18 protein-coding genes are annotated in these 15,786 nt (G+C 58.4%); 6 read left to right on the forward strand and 12 right to left on the reverse strand.

Annotated elements, in window-relative coordinates; genetic code table 11:
• Positions 1–99: 99 nt before the first annotated feature.
• From ACCW71_RS18970 to tatE, 6 genes are all read left to right on the forward strand, one after another.
• Positions 100–1,068 (forward strand): ABC transporter substrate-binding protein, encoded by a 969-nt coding sequence (locus ACCW71_RS18970; protein WP_436374078.1) that lies wholly within the window; start codon positions 100–102, stop codon positions 1,066–1,068.
• The gene (locus ACCW71_RS18975; protein WP_436374124.1) at positions 1,068–1,856 is read left to right on the forward strand and encodes a deaminated glutathione amidase; all 789 of its coding nucleotides are present in this window, start codon (positions 1,068–1,070) and stop codon (positions 1,854–1,856) included. Before ACCW71_RS18970 ends, ACCW71_RS18975 begins: the two co-directional genes overlap by 1 nt.
• 23 nt (positions 1,857–1,879) lie before the next feature.
• Positions 1,880–2,767, forward strand: a complete 888-nt coding sequence (locus tag ACCW71_RS18980; RefSeq protein WP_436374126.1) for an ABC transporter substrate-binding protein — start codon at positions 1,880–1,882, stop codon at positions 2,765–2,767.
• Positions 2,764–3,711: an amino acid ABC transporter permease gene (locus tag ACCW71_RS18985; protein WP_436374080.1), complete on the forward strand. Its 948-nt coding sequence runs from the start codon at positions 2,764–2,766 to the stop codon at positions 3,709–3,711. Before ACCW71_RS18980 ends, ACCW71_RS18985 begins: the two co-directional genes overlap by 4 nt.
• Positions 3,708–4,478 (forward strand): amino acid ABC transporter ATP-binding protein, encoded by a 771-nt coding sequence (locus ACCW71_RS18990; protein ID WP_436374082.1) that lies wholly within the window; start codon positions 3,708–3,710, stop codon positions 4,476–4,478. The genes ACCW71_RS18985 and ACCW71_RS18990 overlap by 4 nt, the downstream gene beginning before the upstream one ends.
• 92 nt (positions 4,479–4,570) lie before the next feature.
• The gene (gene tatE / locus ACCW71_RS18995) at positions 4,571–4,774 is read left to right on the forward strand and encodes a twin-arginine translocase subunit TatE (RefSeq protein WP_436374084.1); all 204 of its coding nucleotides are present in this window, start codon (positions 4,571–4,573) and stop codon (positions 4,772–4,774) included.
• A gap of 112 nt (positions 4,775–4,886) precedes the next feature.
• On the opposite strand, the gene lipA is transcribed toward tatE, so the two are convergent.
• The 12 genes from lipA to lptE all read right to left on the reverse strand — a co-directional run bounded on the left by lipA (position 4,887) and on the right by lptE (position 15,773).
• Positions 4,887–5,852 (reverse strand): lipoyl synthase, encoded by a 966-nt coding sequence (gene lipA / locus ACCW71_RS19000; protein WP_436374086.1) that lies wholly within the window; start codon positions 5,850–5,852, stop codon positions 4,887–4,889.
• Between the two features lie 169 nt (positions 5,853–6,021).
• Entirely contained in the window at positions 6,022–6,681 is a 660-nt protein-coding gene (gene lipB, locus ACCW71_RS19005; protein ID WP_436374088.1) for a lipoyl(octanoyl) transferase LipB, read from the reverse strand.
• An 80-nt stretch (positions 6,682–6,761) separates the two neighbouring features.
• Positions 6,762–7,025 (reverse strand): DUF493 family protein YbeD, encoded by a 264-nt coding sequence (gene ybeD, locus ACCW71_RS19010; protein ID WP_279769707.1) that lies wholly within the window; start codon positions 7,023–7,025, stop codon positions 6,762–6,764.
• 100 nt (positions 7,026–7,125) lie between these two features.
• Complete coding sequence (dacA, locus tag ACCW71_RS19015; protein ID WP_436374091.1) at positions 7,126–8,337, reverse strand: D-alanyl-D-alanine carboxypeptidase DacA; 1,212 nt, start codon at positions 8,335–8,337, stop codon at positions 7,126–7,128.
• Positions 8,338–8,468: 131 nt separating this feature from the next.
• A complete protein-coding gene (gene rlpA, locus ACCW71_RS19020) occupies positions 8,469–9,554 on the reverse strand; it encodes an endolytic peptidoglycan transglycosylase RlpA (RefSeq protein ID WP_436374093.1) in 1,086 nt (361 codons plus the stop codon).
• A 10-nt stretch (positions 9,555–9,564) separates the two neighbouring features.
• Positions 9,565–10,677, reverse strand: a complete 1,113-nt coding sequence (gene mrdB / locus ACCW71_RS19025; protein WP_436374127.1) for a peptidoglycan glycosyltransferase MrdB — start codon at positions 10,675–10,677, stop codon at positions 9,565–9,567.
• Between the two features lie 8 nt (positions 10,678–10,685).
• Entirely contained in the window at positions 10,686–12,590 is a 1,905-nt protein-coding gene (mrdA, locus tag ACCW71_RS19030; protein WP_436374094.1) for a peptidoglycan DD-transpeptidase MrdA, read from the reverse strand.
• Positions 12,591–12,624: 34 nt separating this feature from the next.
• Complete coding sequence (gene rlmH, locus ACCW71_RS19035) at positions 12,625–13,095, reverse strand: 23S rRNA (pseudouridine(1915)-N(3))-methyltransferase RlmH (RefSeq protein WP_031377197.1); 471 nt, start codon at positions 13,093–13,095, stop codon at positions 12,625–12,627.
• A gap of 3 nt (positions 13,096–13,098) precedes the next feature.
• Positions 13,099–13,416: a ribosome silencing factor gene (gene rsfS, locus ACCW71_RS19040; RefSeq protein WP_436374095.1), complete on the reverse strand. Its 318-nt coding sequence runs from the start codon at positions 13,414–13,416 to the stop codon at positions 13,099–13,101.
• Positions 13,417–13,508: 92 nt separating this feature from the next.
• On the reverse strand, positions 13,509–14,153 hold the full coding sequence (nadD, locus tag ACCW71_RS19045) for a nicotinate-nucleotide adenylyltransferase (RefSeq protein WP_436374096.1): 645 nt from the start codon (positions 14,151–14,153) through the stop codon (positions 13,509–13,511).
• Positions 14,146–15,177, reverse strand: a complete 1,032-nt coding sequence (gene holA, locus ACCW71_RS19050) for a DNA polymerase III subunit delta (RefSeq protein WP_436374098.1) — start codon at positions 15,175–15,177, stop codon at positions 14,146–14,148. Before holA ends, nadD begins: the two co-directional genes overlap by 8 nt.
• Positions 15,174–15,773, reverse strand: coding sequence for an LPS assembly lipoprotein LptE (lptE, locus tag ACCW71_RS19055; protein WP_436374099.1), 600 nt, complete (start codon positions 15,771–15,773; stop codon positions 15,174–15,176). Before lptE ends, holA begins: the two co-directional genes overlap by 4 nt.
• Positions 15,774–15,786: the final 13 nt, after the last annotated feature.

Here is a 15,786-nt window from a genome sequence, read left to right on the forward strand (position 1 = left end):
TCATTGTTCAGGACTCTATTCTGGATCTAGTATCAAATTCAAGCACTATTTCACCCCTTCACTCACCCGGCCTGACGGCACGATAGCAACGGAGAAATCATGGCAAGGCTTAGCATCAGACTGGCGGTACGCGACTGGGATTACTTCACCCCGCTGGCGCTGGGCGACATCCAGCCAGAGGGCTTCGATCTGCATATCGATCGTGTCGGCACGCTGGTGAATGACCTGGCGACCAGCCCCGATTATGAAGCGGGTGAAGTCTCTTTCAGCCGTTACGCCCAGAGCCGGGCCAGAGGCGACGAGAGCCTGCTCGGTCTGCCGCACTTCCTGATGCGCGGCTTTCGCCAGCGCTGCATTATCACCACCGCCAGCAGCCCGATCACCACGCCAGCGGAGTTAAAAGGCAAAAGAGTGGGCGTAACCGGCTGGCAGGATTCGGGCAATACCTGGACCCGCACCGTGCTGCGTGAAGCGGGCGTGGAGATTGATGATGTCCGCTGGTATGCCGGTCGCCTGACCGCCGATCATCCGATTGCTGATCGCCTGGCGGGTTTTGGCCGGCCGGGACGTATTGAGCCCGCTCCCGATGAGAAGCCGCTGATTGAGATGCTGCTGGCAGGGGAGCTGGAGGCGATTTTCACTCCCTTTATGCCGGAGGGCTTTTTCCTGCCGGGATCGGGTCTGCGGCAGTTGCAGCCCGATTTCTATCAGGCGGAGCGCGACTACTTTAACCGGGTCGGCTACGTGCCGGGCATCCATATTCTGGCGCTTAAACCGGCGCTGGCAGCAGAGCATCCATGGCTGCCCGCCGCGTTAAGTGAAGTGATTGACCGCTCTTCTAGGCTGTGGATGCAGAAAAGAGAGAAGTACGCCGACACCACCCCGTGGCTGCTGGACGATCTGCGACGCACCGCGCAGGAATTACCGGCGGGCTGGAATCAGAATGGTTTTTCCGCTAACAGAAAGATGATTGCGGACTTTGGCCGTGAACTCTATCAGCAGGGGCTGACCAACATATTGCTGACACCGGAAGCGATTTTTCCGGCTGCGGCAGGAGAGGAAAAATGATGAAAGTCGCGATGGGCCAGTTTGCAGTGAGCCGTGAATGGCAGGAGAACGCCCGCATCTGTCTGGATTTAATGCAGCGGGCGGCGGCGGGTGGGGCCGATCTGCTGGTGCTGCCGGAGGGGGTACTGGCACGTGATATTGCCGATCCCGATTTGGTGCTGAAGGCGGCACAGCCGCTGGATGGCCCTTTCCTGAGCCAGCTGTTAGCCGCCAGTAAAGATACCGGGCTGACCACCATGATGAGCGTGCATGTTCCCACCGACCAGCAAAAGGCGCTCAACGTACTGGTCGCGATACGTCGGGGTGAGATCATCGCCGCCTATGAAAAACTGCATCTGTATGATGCCTTCGCCATGCAGGAGTCACAGCGGGTCAATCCGGGGCATGTCATTCCGCCGCTGGTTGAGGTGGCGGGCATGAAAGTGGGTCTGATGACCTGCTATGACGTGCGCTTTCCTGAACTGGCGCGTCGGCTGGTGCTGGATGGCGCAGAGGTGCTGGTGCTGCCCGCCGCCTGGGTCAAAGGTCCGCTGAAAGAGATGCACTGGGAGCTGCTGACGCGCGCCAGGGCGCTGGAGAACACCTGCTATATGGTGGCGGTGGGTGAGTGCGGGCCGCGCAACATCGGCAACAGTCTGGTGGTCGACCCGCTGGGCGTGATGGTGGCGAATGCGGCGGAGTCACCGGCGCTGCTGTTTGCCGACCTCGATCCTGAGCGTATCACTTACGCCCGCCGGGTATTGCCGGTGCTGGAGAACCGGCGCTTTGCCCGCCCCGAACTCAACTGACACCCTGAACCAGGAGACGCATGATGACGAAGATCGCGACCGCCTTACTCATGGCGCTGGGGCTGACCGCATCCCTGGCTCAGGCCGCCGACCCCATTCCGGTGCAACAGGTTGATCAGGCACTGCATGATCGACTGCCGGATGAGATTAAAAAAGCGGGCAAAATGATTTCAGTGAATAACGGCTCGTTTCCGCCCTATGAAATCGTGAATGGCCCGCACTCAATGGAAGGTGCCTCGGCCGACCTGACCACCGCGCTGGCACAGCTGCTGGGGGTGAAAATCGATCACGCCACGGTAAGCGGTTTGTCGGGGGTGCTCACCGGCATTAACGCGGGTCGTTACCAGCTGGCGATTGGGCCGATTGGCGATTACCCCGATCGCCAGCAGAAGGTGGACTTCATCGATTTCGTGCAGGAGTTTGTGGTGTTCGGGGTGCAGAAGGGCAATCCGGCGAAGATCAATCAGCTTGAGGACACCTGCGGTAAACGCATCGCCGTGATGGCGGCAGGCTCCGCCGAGCAGGTGATACGTCAGCAGTCCGCGCGCTGTAGCGCCGCTGGCAAGCCGGCGGTGACGGTACAGGCGTTTACCGATCAGCCTTCATCGATTCTGGCGGTGCGGTCTAAACGCTCCGATGCCTTCTTCTCCTCCCAGGCTCCACTCACTTACTTTGTTAATCAGGCGAAAGGGCAGCTTGAGCTGGCGGGAAAGGGGCAGAAAAACGGCTTCGGTGACATCTTTCAGGGCACCGTGGTGCCGAAAGGATCACCGCTGGGTCAGGTGGTGCTGGATGCCTACCGGGTGCTCTATCAGAACGGAACCTATGCGGCAATCATGAAAAAGTGGCAGCTTGAGGGCAACATGACCGCCGCTCCTGGGCTGAATCTGGCGAAAGAGGTGACAAAATGAGTACGCCGCACCACCCTGACCGCCGCGCTGCCGGAGAGGAGCCGCAGCGCGACGTGGCTTTTGCCCGCAGCGCGCCAGCCTACGGACGCTGGATCAGCTGGATTGTGGTGCTGGTGATCGGTTCTGACCTGTTGTGGCTGGTGGCGACCAATCCCAATTTTGAATGGCAGGTGGTGGCGCAGTGGTTTACCGAAGGGTCGGTGCTGAAAGGGTTGCAGGTGACGCTGGGGCTGACGGTGGTCTCTATGGTGCTGGGCACGCTGCTGGGGCTGTTGCTGGGCGTCTGGCGGCTGTCGGAAAACCGGCTGCTGCGGGGCGTTGCCGGGCTCTATATCTGGTTTTTCCGTGGCACGCCGCTGCTGGTGCAGCTGATCTTCTGGTACAACCTCTCTACGCTGTTTCCCACGCTGTCGCTGACGCTGCCGTGGAGTGACATCACGCTGGCCAGCTGGAACACCAACGATCTGATCACCCCGCTGACCGCGGCGATTGCCGGGCTGGCGCTGAATGAAGCGGCCTACATGGCCGAAATCATCCGCGCCGGACTGCTGTCGGTGGATAACGGCCAGGTAGAGACCACCCAAGCCTTTGGCATGAGCCGGTGGCGGGCACTGCGCCGCATTATTATTCCGCAGGCGATGCGTTCCATTATTCCGCCCACCGGCAACCAGCTGATCAGCATGATTAAGGCGACCTCGCTGGTCAGCGTAATCGCGATGGGCGATCTGCTCTACTCGGTGCAGGCGATCTACAACCGCACCTTTGAGATCATCCCGATGCTGATGGTGGCGGTGATCTGGTATCTGCTGATCACCTCGGTCCTGAATCTGGGCCAGTCCGCCATCGAACGCTACTACGCCCGCGGCACCCGCCGGGTGGCCAGCGCCACGAAACGACCCGCCAGCGCCGGGGTCGCGGTCAAAACTCAGCAGGAGCCACGATGAACCCGCGTGAACCTTTAGTCTGCGCCCGCAACGTGCAGAAGCATTATGGCGATAATCAGGTGCTGAAAGGGATCGATCTCGATGTCTATCCGGGGGAAGTGGTGGTGATCCTCGGTCCCTCCGGCTCCGGTAAATCGACCTTTCTGCGCTGTATCAATCACCTTGAAGAGATGAACGGCGGTTCGATTCGGGTCGGCGAGGAGCAGATTGGCTACCAGCTGAAACGCAACGTACTGCATCGGCTCTCACCCCGCCAGATCGCCCGGCAGCGCCAGAAGATCGGCATGGTGTTTCAGCAGTTCAATCTCTATCCGCACATGACGGTGCTGCAAAACATTATCGAAGCGCCGATCGGAGTACATAAATTTCCGCGCCAGCAGGCGCTGGCGCATGCCCGATCGCTGCTGGCGACGGTGGGGCTGAGTGATAAAGCGGACGCCTGGCCGCGCCATCTGTCAGGGGGACAGCAGCAGCGTGTCGCCATCGCACGCGCTCTGGCGATCAAGCCGCAGCTGATGCTGTTTGATGAGCCGACCTCGGCGCTCGACCCGGAGCTGGTGGGGGAGGTGCTGGCCACCATGCGCACGCTGGCCGATCAGGGGTTAACCATGATCGTGGTCACTCATGAGATCAGCTTCGCGCGTGAGGCCGCCGATCGGGTGGTGTTTATGGATGGTGGCGTGGTGGTTGAACAGGGAACGCCGGACGATGTGATCGCCAACCCGCAGCATCCACGCACCCAGGCGTTTCTCAGTCGCTTTATCTGAGATCTTACTCTGTTACAGATTGCAGTTGTGGCGGCAGGCAAACTGCGCGTAAATAACCATCACCGTTATTCGCTAAAGTTGAAAGGTTAAATATGGAAGGTATCAGTATTGCCAAACTGCTGATTATCGGTGCGCTTATCGTACTGCTTTTTGGCACCAATAAGCTGCGCTCTCTGGGCGGCGACCTGGGCTCTGCCATCAAGGGCTTCAAAAAAGCCATGAAAGAGGATGATACCAGCGCAACCCGCACTACCGCTGAAGATGTGCCCGCTGAGCGCGTCGTTCATAAAGACTAACCGGTTATTTACTGCAAAAAACTGTTACTTTTTATTTCAGGCACACACTAAAAAACCAGACTGCTGCCAGTCTGGTTTTTGTTTTTAAGGTCCGGGATCAGGCGCGTGGCGCTTATTTCACCTCGAGCCCTTTCGCCTGCATATCCGCGTGATAAGAGGAGCGGACAAAGGGACCGCACGCCGCATGGGTAAAGCCCATCGCCATCGCTTCTTCTTTCATCTCATCAAACTCGGCCGGGCTGACATAACGCTGTACCGGCAGGTGGTGACGGCTCGGTTGCAGATACTGGCCCAGGGTCAGCATCGTCACACCGTGACGGCGCAGGTCACGCATCACCTCAACGATTTCGGCGTTGGTTTCACCCAGGCCAACCATCAGACCCGACTTGGTCGGAATATCAGGATGCGCTTCTTTGAACCGCTCCAGCAGCTTCAGTGACCATTCGTAGTTCGCGCCAGGGCGCACCTGACGGTAGACGCGCGGCACGTTTTCCAGGTTGTGGTTAAACACATCCGGTGGCGTCGCGGTGAGGATCTCCAGCGCGCGATCCATCCGGCCACGGAAGTCCGGCACCAGGGTTTCGATTTTAATGGTAGGGTTTTTTTCGCGGATCGCGCGGATGCAGTCGGCAAAATGCTGCGCACCGCCATCGCGTAAATCGTCGCGGTCAACCGAGGTGATCACCACATAGCGCAGCGCCATGTCGGCAATCGTCTGCGCCAGTTTCAGCGGCTCATTGGCATCGGGCGCATTCGGACGGCCATGCGCCACATCGCAGAACGGGCAACGGCGGGTACAGATTGCGCCGAGGATCATAAAGGTGGCGGTGCCGTGGTTAAAGCATTCGGCGAGGTTAGGACAGGAAGCCTCTTCGCAAACCGAGTGCAGCCCGTTTTTACGCATGGCTGCTTTGATGCCCTGAATACGGCTGGAGTCAGCCGGCAGCTTGATTTTCATCCATTCCGGCTTACGCAACATCTCTTGCCGTTCAACGGCCACGGTTTTCACCGGGATCAGCGCCATCTTGTCTGCGTCACGATATTTGACGCCGCGTTCCATCTGAATTGGTTTACTCATAAATCAGCAGGTTCCGGTCGGATTGCGATGTGAAAGCCTTCTCGCTCAACCTGAGAAGGGGGCTTTCAACTTTATTTGAAAAAAGTGCAAAAATTATATCATCTCAGCGCCGATGAAACAGCCACCGCCGACGCGGAAAAGTTACATATTTGTAAAGCAGCACCCAGCGTTAAGGCTGAACCACCGGATCTTCGCTGGTCCACTCAACATTTTCATAACCTGACAGCCGGGCAAACGCGCTGATCAGTGGCGACTGCACCTGCGCGGTGGTGACGCCGGGCTGGAAATTTTTCAGCTGGGTCATGCTCATTCCGGCGTAGCCACAGGGATTAATGCGCAGGAAAGGGGTGAGATCCATCGCGACATTCAGCGCCAGACCGTGAAACGAGCAGCCTTTGCGGATGCGCAGCCCCAGTGAGCAGATCTTCTCTTCACCGACATAGACGCCGGGCGCATCGGCCCTGGCGCGGGCGCTGACGCCAAACTCAGCCAGGGTGGCAATCACCGTCTCTTCCAGGATGGTCACCAGCTGGCGCACCCCCATTTTCCGGCGCTTAATATCAATCAGCACATACATCACCTGCTGACCCGGCCCGTGATAGGTTACCTGACCGCCGCGATCGCTCTGCACCACCGGAATCTCTCCCGGCATCAGCAGATGTTCAGCTTTGCCCGCCTGGCCCTGGGTAAAGACCGGCGGATGTTCAACCAGCCAGATTTCATCACGACTCTGATCGTCGCGCTGGTCGGTGTAGAGATGCATTGCGTCGGAGACAGATTGCCAGTCGCGCAGACCTGACTGACGCACAAGAAGAGTTTCAACTGACAAAACGAGTGCCCGCTAAAGAAGAAGAACCTGAGGATAACGTCGGCAAATTGTCAGGCAGAGACGCCTTGCCGACCCGTCAATCAGAGTACCATCCGCACGATTTCGATGTTACCCAGCTCTTCATAGAGGCGCTCGACCTGCTCGATATGGGTGGCGTTGATGGTGATGTTAACGGAGTGATAGTTGCCTTTGCTGCTCGGCTTAACTTCGGGGCTATAGTCACCGGGCGCATGACGCTGCACCACTTCAACCACTTGATCAACCAGCTCCGGTTGCGCCAGACCCATTACTTTGTAGGTAAACGGGGTAGGAAATTCGAGCAGCTCATTCAGTTTGGTTTTCATATTAACTCCGGTGCATAAAAAACAGGCTCCCGCCTGAGCGGGAGCATCATAATATCGTGTTATGGGGGCGAACGGGTGACTTTTCAATCACCCGGCACGCTTAGCCGAACCAGTGATGGAACATCAGCTTGATGTAATCGACGATACGGCTGAAGAAACCGCCTTCAGAAATTTCATTCAGCACCACCAGCGGACGCTGTTCGATGGTCTTGCCATCCAGCTGGAAGTTGATGCTGCCGACAACCTGGTTCTTCTTCAGTGGCGCATGCAGTTCGGTGTTGGTCAGCACATAGCTGGCTTTCAGATCTTTCATCCGGCCACGTGGAATGGTCAGGTAAGCATCTTTCTCCACGCCGAGCTGCACACGGTCATTATCGCCAAACCAGACCGGCTCAGAGGCGAACTCTTTGCCCGCTTTCAGCGGCGCAACGGTTTCAAAGAAACGGAAACCCCAGGTGAGCAGCTTTTTGCTCTCGGTTTCACGACCTTTGTAGGTGTGACCGCCCATCACCGCGGAGATCAGACGCATCTGGCCTTCGGTCGCAGACGCCACCAGGTTGTAACCTGCCGCGTTGGTGTGACCGGTTTTAATGCCATCCACATTCAGGTTGGTATCCCACAGCAGACCATTACGGTTCATCTGACGGATATTGTTGAAGGTGAACTCTTTCTCTTTATAGACGGCGTACTCTTCCGGTACGTCGCGGATCAGCGCCTGGCCAATCAGCGCCATGTCGCGCGCTGAGCTGTACTGGCCTTCAGCATCCAGGCCGTGTACGGTCTGGAAGTGAGTATTTTGCAGGCCAATCGCTTTGACGTAGTTGTTCATCAGATTGACAAACGCATCCTGGCTGCCGGCCACATAGTCTGCCATCGCGACACAGGCGTCATTACCGGACTGCAACACGATCCCACGGGTCAGCTGAGAGACCGGCACGCGGTCGCCTGGTTTCAGGAACATCAGTGAGGAGCCTTTGAACACCGGATTGCCGGTCGCCCAGGCGTCAGGGCCGACGGTGACCATATCGTCCTGATGAATTTTACCGGCTTTTACCGCCTGACCAATCACATAGCTGGTCATCATCTTGGTCAGACTGGCGGGATCGCGGCGTGCATCGGCGTTTTTCTCTGCCAGCACTTTGCCCGAGTTGTAGTCGATAAGGACATACGCTTCGGCATCGATGTCCGGCACGCCCGGAATCATGGTCTTGAGATTGACGTCATCAGCAATAGCAGCATGGCTGAGAGAGAAAGCGATCAGTGATCCCACTGTCAGGCGTTTCAGCAAACGAGATGATTTCAGCGTGTTCATGTGTAGGACTACAACATCCGTGGGTTTGAGGTTAAAAAGGTCATCCATCTTACCTGATGCCAGATTCGCTGGCACCGGGCGTGATGATTGGGTTGTTAGCAGACGTAACCTGCGCGTGTGTGATCCGCCTGTCAGCGACGTGTATTCGTAATGAAGGAGGCGCTCTGACCGTCACTGCTCAGCCGCTGTTGCAGCGCCGCCGCTTCGGCGCGGGTGGAATAACCGCCGAGCTGAACGCGATAAACATTATTGCCCGCATCCTCTACTTTGCCGGGCACGCCGTAGCGCTGGCTCAGACTTTTCATCATCTGCTGCGCGCGGGCGGGATCGTTCAGCGCGCCGACCTGCACCACATAACCGGATGCGGCGGCGGCATTGCCCGATGCGGGCGCGGCGCTGGCCGCTGGCGGTGCGCTAACCACGGCGGGAGCCGGAGCTGGCGGTTCACTGCCTTCCAGCACGCCGGAGGCTAACGGCTGAGGCGCGCCGAGAAAGCCACTGCTCTGGACCGGTGCGCCCATGCCGTCACTGCTTTGCAGGGTGCTGTTGCTGACAGGGGCTACATTCTGGGCCGCAGGCTCGCTGGTCGCCGCGCTGCCGCCGTTCATCACCGCGCCGCCGTTCAGATCCGGGCGTGCAGGCAGGGCGTAACTCTGTTTCGCCACCACCGTACCGATGGTGCCGGGACCGGAGAGCGAACCGTCTGGCGCGACCTTGATGTAATCGACCCGCACCCGCGAATTGTTCGAGATATTGAGGCGGTCACCGGCGGCCCGGGACAGATCGATGATACGACCTGGCGTATAGGGTCCGCGATCGTTGATCCGCACCACAATCTGACGGCCATTGGCAATGTTGGTGACGCGCACGTAGCCTGGCAGCGGCAGGGTAGGATGAGCCGCGGTCAGTGCGTCGGGATCGTAGGCTTCACCGGTCGCAGTGCGGTTGCCCTGCGCCTCATCGCCATACGAGGTCGCCAGGCCGACTTCGCTGAAGTTGGACGGATCTTTAATGATGCGATAATTTTTGCCGTTGACGCTGTAATCCTGGCTGGTGCCGGGATTGATCGGTTCATAACGTGGCTCAACGCCCGGAATTTCTACGACGGGGCCATTGTAGGCCGGTTGCGGCGGCGCGCTATTTTGCGATGGTTCCGGCGTGGTACAGGCCGCCAGAACCAGTGATGCCAGTGCAACGCCAAGCCATTCCTTACGCATGTGAAGCCTCTCAGACACTTTTAGATAACATTTTTCGGTGAGTGTGGATCGACATCACAATGCCAAATCCCGCCATAAGCACGATCAGCGCCGAGCCGCCATAGCTGACCAGCGGCAGCGGCACGCCAACCACCGGTAAGATACCACTAACCATACCAATGTTAACGAAAACATAAACGAATAAAATCAGCATTAAACCGCCCGCCATCACCCGGCCAAAGGTGGTTTGGGCGCGTGCGGCGACAATCAATCCGCGCATGATCAGCAGCAGATAGAGGGCCAGCAGCAGCAGCACGCCGACCAGTCCCAGCTCTTCAGCCAGTACCGCAAAGATAAAGTCCGTGTGGCGTTCCGGTAAAAACTCCAGCTGAGACTGGGTGCCCTGAAGCCAGCCTTTGCCGCGCAGTCCACCCGAGCCGATGGCGATTTTCGACTGGATGATGTGATAGCCCGCGCCCAGCGGATCGGTTTCCGGGTCGAGCAGCATCATGACGCGGTCGCGCTGATAGTCATGCATCAGGAAGAACCAGAGGATCGGGATAAAGGCCGCCACCAGCAGCACCGCCACGCCAATCAGTTTCCAGCTCATCCCCGACAGGAACAGCACAAACAAGCCGGAGGCGGCAATCAGAATCGAGGTGCCGAGATCGGGCTGAGCCGCCACCAGTAAGGTCGGAACAAAGATCAGAACCAGCGCGATAGCGGTATTTTTCAGGGTGGGCGGACAGACGTCGCGGTTGATAAAGCGCGCCACCATCAGCGGCACCGCAATCTTGGCAATCTCTGACGGCTGAAAACGGACAAAGCCAAGGTCGAGCCAGCGCTGCGCGCCTTTACTGATCTGGCCAAAGGCGTCCACCGCCACCAGCAGGATCACGCAGACGATATAGAGATAGGGCGCCCAGCCCTCATAGACGCGCGGCGGCACCTGCGCCAGCACAATCATGATCACCAGACCCATGGCGATCTGACCGAGTTTTCGCTCCATCATGCCCGGGTCCTGTCCACTGGCGCTCCAGATCACCACGGCGCTGTAGGTCAGCAGGCCGAGGATCACCAGCATAAACAGCGGATCGATATGGATGCGCATCCAGATCGATCGTTTCTGCGGACTATCGTTCATCGACATGTTTATTCACCTTCATAGCCGGGCGGCAGAGGCGCAGCGTCCGGCAGAACTGTATTGTTATCACCTAACATAATGTGATCCAGAATCTGGCGCATCACGGTGCCGACAGCCGGTCCGGCGCCACCGTTTTCCAGAATAATGGTCACGGCGACCCGAGGTTTGTCATAAGGGGCAAAGGCGGTCATTAATTTATGGTCGCGTAATCGCTCGGCAATCCTGTGCGCGTTATAGGTTTCGTTCTCTTTCAGGCCAAAGACCTGTGCCGTACCTGACTTGGCGGCAATTTTATAAGGCGCGTCGGCGAAACTTTTATGAGCGGTGCCGTTAGGCCGGTTCGCCACGCCATACATGCCATCTTTTGCCAGCTCCCAGTAGCCGGAGTGAATATCACCAATCGGTGTCGACGGCGGCTGGCGATAGGGCACCAGCGTGCGCCCTTCGCGGGTAGCGCGCAGCATGTGCGGCACCTTGACCACGCCGTCGTTGATCAGAATCATCATCGCTTTGTTCATCTGTAACGGCGTCGCCGTCCAGTAACCCTGACCGATCCCGACCGGAATGGTGTCACCCTGATACCACGGCTTTTTAAACCGGCGCATTTTCCAGTCGCGGGTCGGCATATTACCGGCGCTCTCCTGCGGCAGATCGATACCGGTGCGGCTGCCGTACCCAAATTTATTCATCCACTCCGACAGACGATCGATACCCATGTCGTAAGCCACCTGGTAGAAGAAGGTATCCGCCGACTCTTCCAGCGCTTTGGTAACGTTCAGGCGGCCATGCCCCCACTTTTTCCAGTCACGGAAGCGTTTTTCAGAGCCGGGCAGCTGCCACCAGCCGGGATCGAACAGGCTGGTGTTGCGGTTAATTACCCCGGCGCTCAGGGCGGAGACCGCGACATAGGGTTTGACCGTCGAGGCGGGCGGGTAGGCGGCCTGGATGGCGCGGTTATAGAGCGGACGGTTTTCATCTTCCAGCAGGCCGCGATAATCTTTGCTGGAGATACCATCGACAAACAGGTTGGCGTCGTAGCTGGGGGTGGAGACCATCGCGAGGATTTCGCCGGTACGCGGATCGCTGACCACCACCGCCGCGCGACTGCCCGCCAGCAGCGTCTCAATATATTGCTGGAGCCTGAGATCGATAGTCAGATAAATATCGCGTCCCGCCTGGGGAGACTCCTCATGCAGCTGACGGATCACCCGGCCGCGGTTGTTAACCTCAACCTCTTCAAAGCCGGTTCTGCCGTGCAGCAGCTCTTCGTAATACGCTTCAATACCCAGCTTGCCGATGTCATGTGTATCAGCGTAGTTGGCTCTCTTACCCTCTTTGTCGAGGCGGGCAACGTCACGATCGTTGATTTTCGATACGTAGCCGACCACGTGGGTCAGTGTCGCGCCATAAGGGTAGTAGCGACGCTGATAGCCTCTGACCTCCACGCCGGGAAAACGGTACTGGTTAACCGCAAAGCGTGCCACCTGCACTTCATTCAGGCCGCTCTTGATCGGAATAGAGGTAAAGCGCGGCGCGCGTTTACGCTCTTTTTGAAAGTTTTCGAGGTCGTCGTCAGTCAGCTCAAGAATCGGGCGTAAGTTTTCCAGCGTCTGTTGCAGATTATCGACTTTTTGCGGGACCAGCTCTGCCCGATAGATGGTGCGGTTCAGCGCCAGCGGCGTACCGTTCCGGTCATAGATAATGCCGCGACTGGGCGCGACCGGCACCAGTTTGATGCGGTTTTCGTTGGAGCGGGTGCTGTAATCGTCAAAGCGTAAGATTTGCAGGTGGTAGAGGTTAACCACCAGAATGGCAGAGAGCAGTAAGATACCGACAAAGGCAATAACCGCCCGACGGACAAAAAGTTTCTGTTCGGCGCTGTAATCGCGAAAGGCGTTGCTGTGTAATTTCATCCGCTACTTGTCATGTCTGATGTGGGCTGATCGGTCATTCACGATGATAAGGATGATTTGTCGTTATGCTCCAGGCGCGATAGAGGCTTTCCGCGACCAGCACGCGCACCAGCGGATGAGGCAACGTCAATGCTGACAGTGACCAGCTCTGCTCCGCCGCCGCTTTACAGGCCGGAGCCAGACCTTCAGGCCCGCCAATCAGCAGGCTGACATCACGACCATCCAGCTTCCAGCGTTCCAGCTGCTGCGCCAGCTGCGGGGTTTCCCACGGATGACCCGGTATATCCAGCGTGACGATGCGATTACCTTTGCCGACCGCCGCTAACATCGCTTCACCCTCTTTTTCCAGGATGCGTTTGATGTCAGCATTTTTGCCGCGTTTACCCGCGGTCACTTCGGTCAGCTCAAGCGGCATATCTTTCGGGAAGCGGCGCAGATACTCCATGAAACCGGTCTGCACCCAGTCAGGCATTTTGGTGCCGACGGCAACAAGTTGCAGTTTCACCGATTAGCTCCAGAGTTTTTCCAGCTCGTAGAGCTGGCGACTCTCTTCCTGCATCACGTGCACGATGACATCACCCAGATCAACCACAACCCAGTCTGCCGCGCTTTTACCTTCGATACCTAACGGCATCAGGCCCGCCGCACGGGATTCCTGCTCAACGTGTTCGGCGATCGAGGTCACATGGCGCGTTGAGGTGCCGGTGCAGATGATCATGAAATCGGTGATGCTGGATTTGCCCTGAACGTCGATGGTGACAATGTCCTGGCCTTTAAGATCATCAATCTTATCAATAATGAACTCTTGGAGTGCTTTACCTTGCAAAAGGTTCCCCTTTGAATCTGGTGGTATCGGGCCGGCTGTAAGCCCGGAGAGTGCAGCCAAAAAATTAAGCGGCGCAGTATAGCATGCCCGGATCAGTCGCGATATAAGCCCGCGCGGTCGATATAATCGATCACCGGGGCGGGCAGCAGATCGTCACAGGAGAGATGCTGATGGCGGCGACGGCGGATCTCCGTCGCAGAGATGTCATAGAGCGGCGTCTCTGCCAGCCAGATATGCCCGGCGGGTCGCTGATGCAGCTGCTGGCTCTGCCCGGCGCGGTGTTGATCGAGCCACTGTTGCATCTCTGGCGTGTCGAACTGCGTCGGATAGCCCGGCCGCTGGCAGACCAGCAGATGGCAAAGCGACAGCAATTCCTGCCAGCGATGCCACTTCGCGATGCTCAGCAGCGAATCCTGACCAATGATAAAGCCCAGCGGCTGCTGCTCACCGCGTTCGGCACGCCAGGCTTCTAAGGTGGTCACGGTCCAGGAGGGGGTATCGCGATCCAGCTCGCGAGTATCAATATCAAACAGCGGCAAATCGGCGATGGCGCAGCGCAGCATCGCTACCCGCTGGGCGGCGCTGGCTTCCGGCTGCGGACGATGGGGCGGCACGTTGTTGGGCAGCAGCGTGACACGCTGCAAGCCGGTCTGCTGGGCCAGCGCTTCCACCGGCCGCAGATGACCGAAATGGATGGGATCAAAGGTGCCGCCAAACAGCGCGTGTAGCTCAGACATGGGCGAAACTCGTCGGAAAGGCCCGGCTGCTGAGCAGCAGCGTCAGGGTCTGCAACTGCGGCCACACTGGCTGACCATAATCCTGCTTCAGGGTGATCTCAATCTGGCTCAGCAGATGGATCGCCCGTTGCAGGCGGGCGGCGTCGAGTCGTTGCAGCGCCTCAGTGAACAGCGCGCGGCGGTTCTGCCAGATGCGCTGCTGATCCATCAGGGTGCGCAGCGACTGCTGCGCCTGGTGGCGTTGCAGATGCAGCAGCGTCAGCAGATCGCGCTGTAAGGTACGCAGCAGGATCACCACTTCGCTCTCTTCCTTCTCCAGCTGATGCAGGATATGCAGGGCGCGGCGACTCTTGCCCGCCAGCAGCGCATCTACCCAGTGAAACGGCGTAAAGTGCGCGGCATCGCTGACCGCCTCTTCGACCCGCGGCAGCGTCAGCTTACCGTCAGGCCATTGCAGGGAGAGCCGCTCAAGCGCCTGCGCCAGCGCCAGCAGATTGCCTTCGTAGCAGTAACAGAGTAGCTGCACCGCCGCGTCATCCACCGATAACTTCAGCGCTCTGGCGCGGCTGACCACCCAGCGCGGCAGCTGGGCCTGCTCTGGCGTCTGGCACGGCACCAACACCGCCGAGGCGGCGAGGGCTTTGAACCAGGCGCTGTTCTCCTGCGCTTTGGTCAGTTTTGCCATCCGGCAGATCAGCAGAATATCGGCGTGTAACAGCGACGACAGCTTAACCAGCTGTTCGGCCATCGCGGCGTTGGGGCCATTTTCGGGGAATTGCAGCGTCAGGGTCTGACGCTGAGCAAACAGACTAAGCGACTGGCAGCTGACGAACAGGCTCTCCCAGTCCGTCTGCGCATCCAGGGTAAAACTGAGATGTTCTTCGAATCCCTGCGCGGTGGCCGCCGCGCGGATCGCGTCAGCGCTCTCCTGCAACAGCAGCGGTTCATTACCGGCTAACAGATAACAGGCGCGCAGCCCCTCACGGAGCTGCGCGCTGAGTTGCTCAGGATAAATCCTGATCATTGCAGACTGGTAGCAGAGGAAGAGGGCACTTCCTGTGAACCCTGGCCCGGCACCGGAATCGTCGACGCCGGCAGCGTCTCTTTGCTGTTGATCTGCGCAGCATGGACCGTCAGCAGTTTACGTACCAGCTGCTCGGCGGCACGCTGACGCATCTCCTGGGTGATCAGATCCTGCTCCGCATCTTTAGCCAGCGCCGCATTCGGGTTATCGAAGAAGGAACGATAGACCGTGGTGCTGATAGGGTAGAGACCTTTGCCTGGCAGTAACACCTGAGCGGTCAGGGTCATCACCAGCTGATATTCAGCCGTGGTCCCGCTAATAAACACCGAGGCGGTGTCGCGGCCCGACAGTTCAGGCCCCAGACGCAGCGTTGGAATATCGGTACGGTTCTGTTTGCTGTCCTCAACAATGGTGACATTGTTGATGCGCAGCTGCTGACGCACGGTACGCGCCAGCGGTCCGTAAGGATCGCCGGTTGAAACAATCAGGGTTTTCAGTTCGCTGGGCACCTGAGTGGTGCCGCGCGGATGAAAACCACAGCCAGCGGTGATCACCACCGCCAGCATGACAAACAGCCTGATAATCGGATGTCGCACAGTTCCTCCTGAA

The sequence above is a fragment of the Pantoea sp. C2G6 genome (assembly GCF_051336815.1).
GTDB lineage: Bacteria > Pseudomonadota > Gammaproteobacteria > Enterobacterales > Enterobacteriaceae > Pantoea.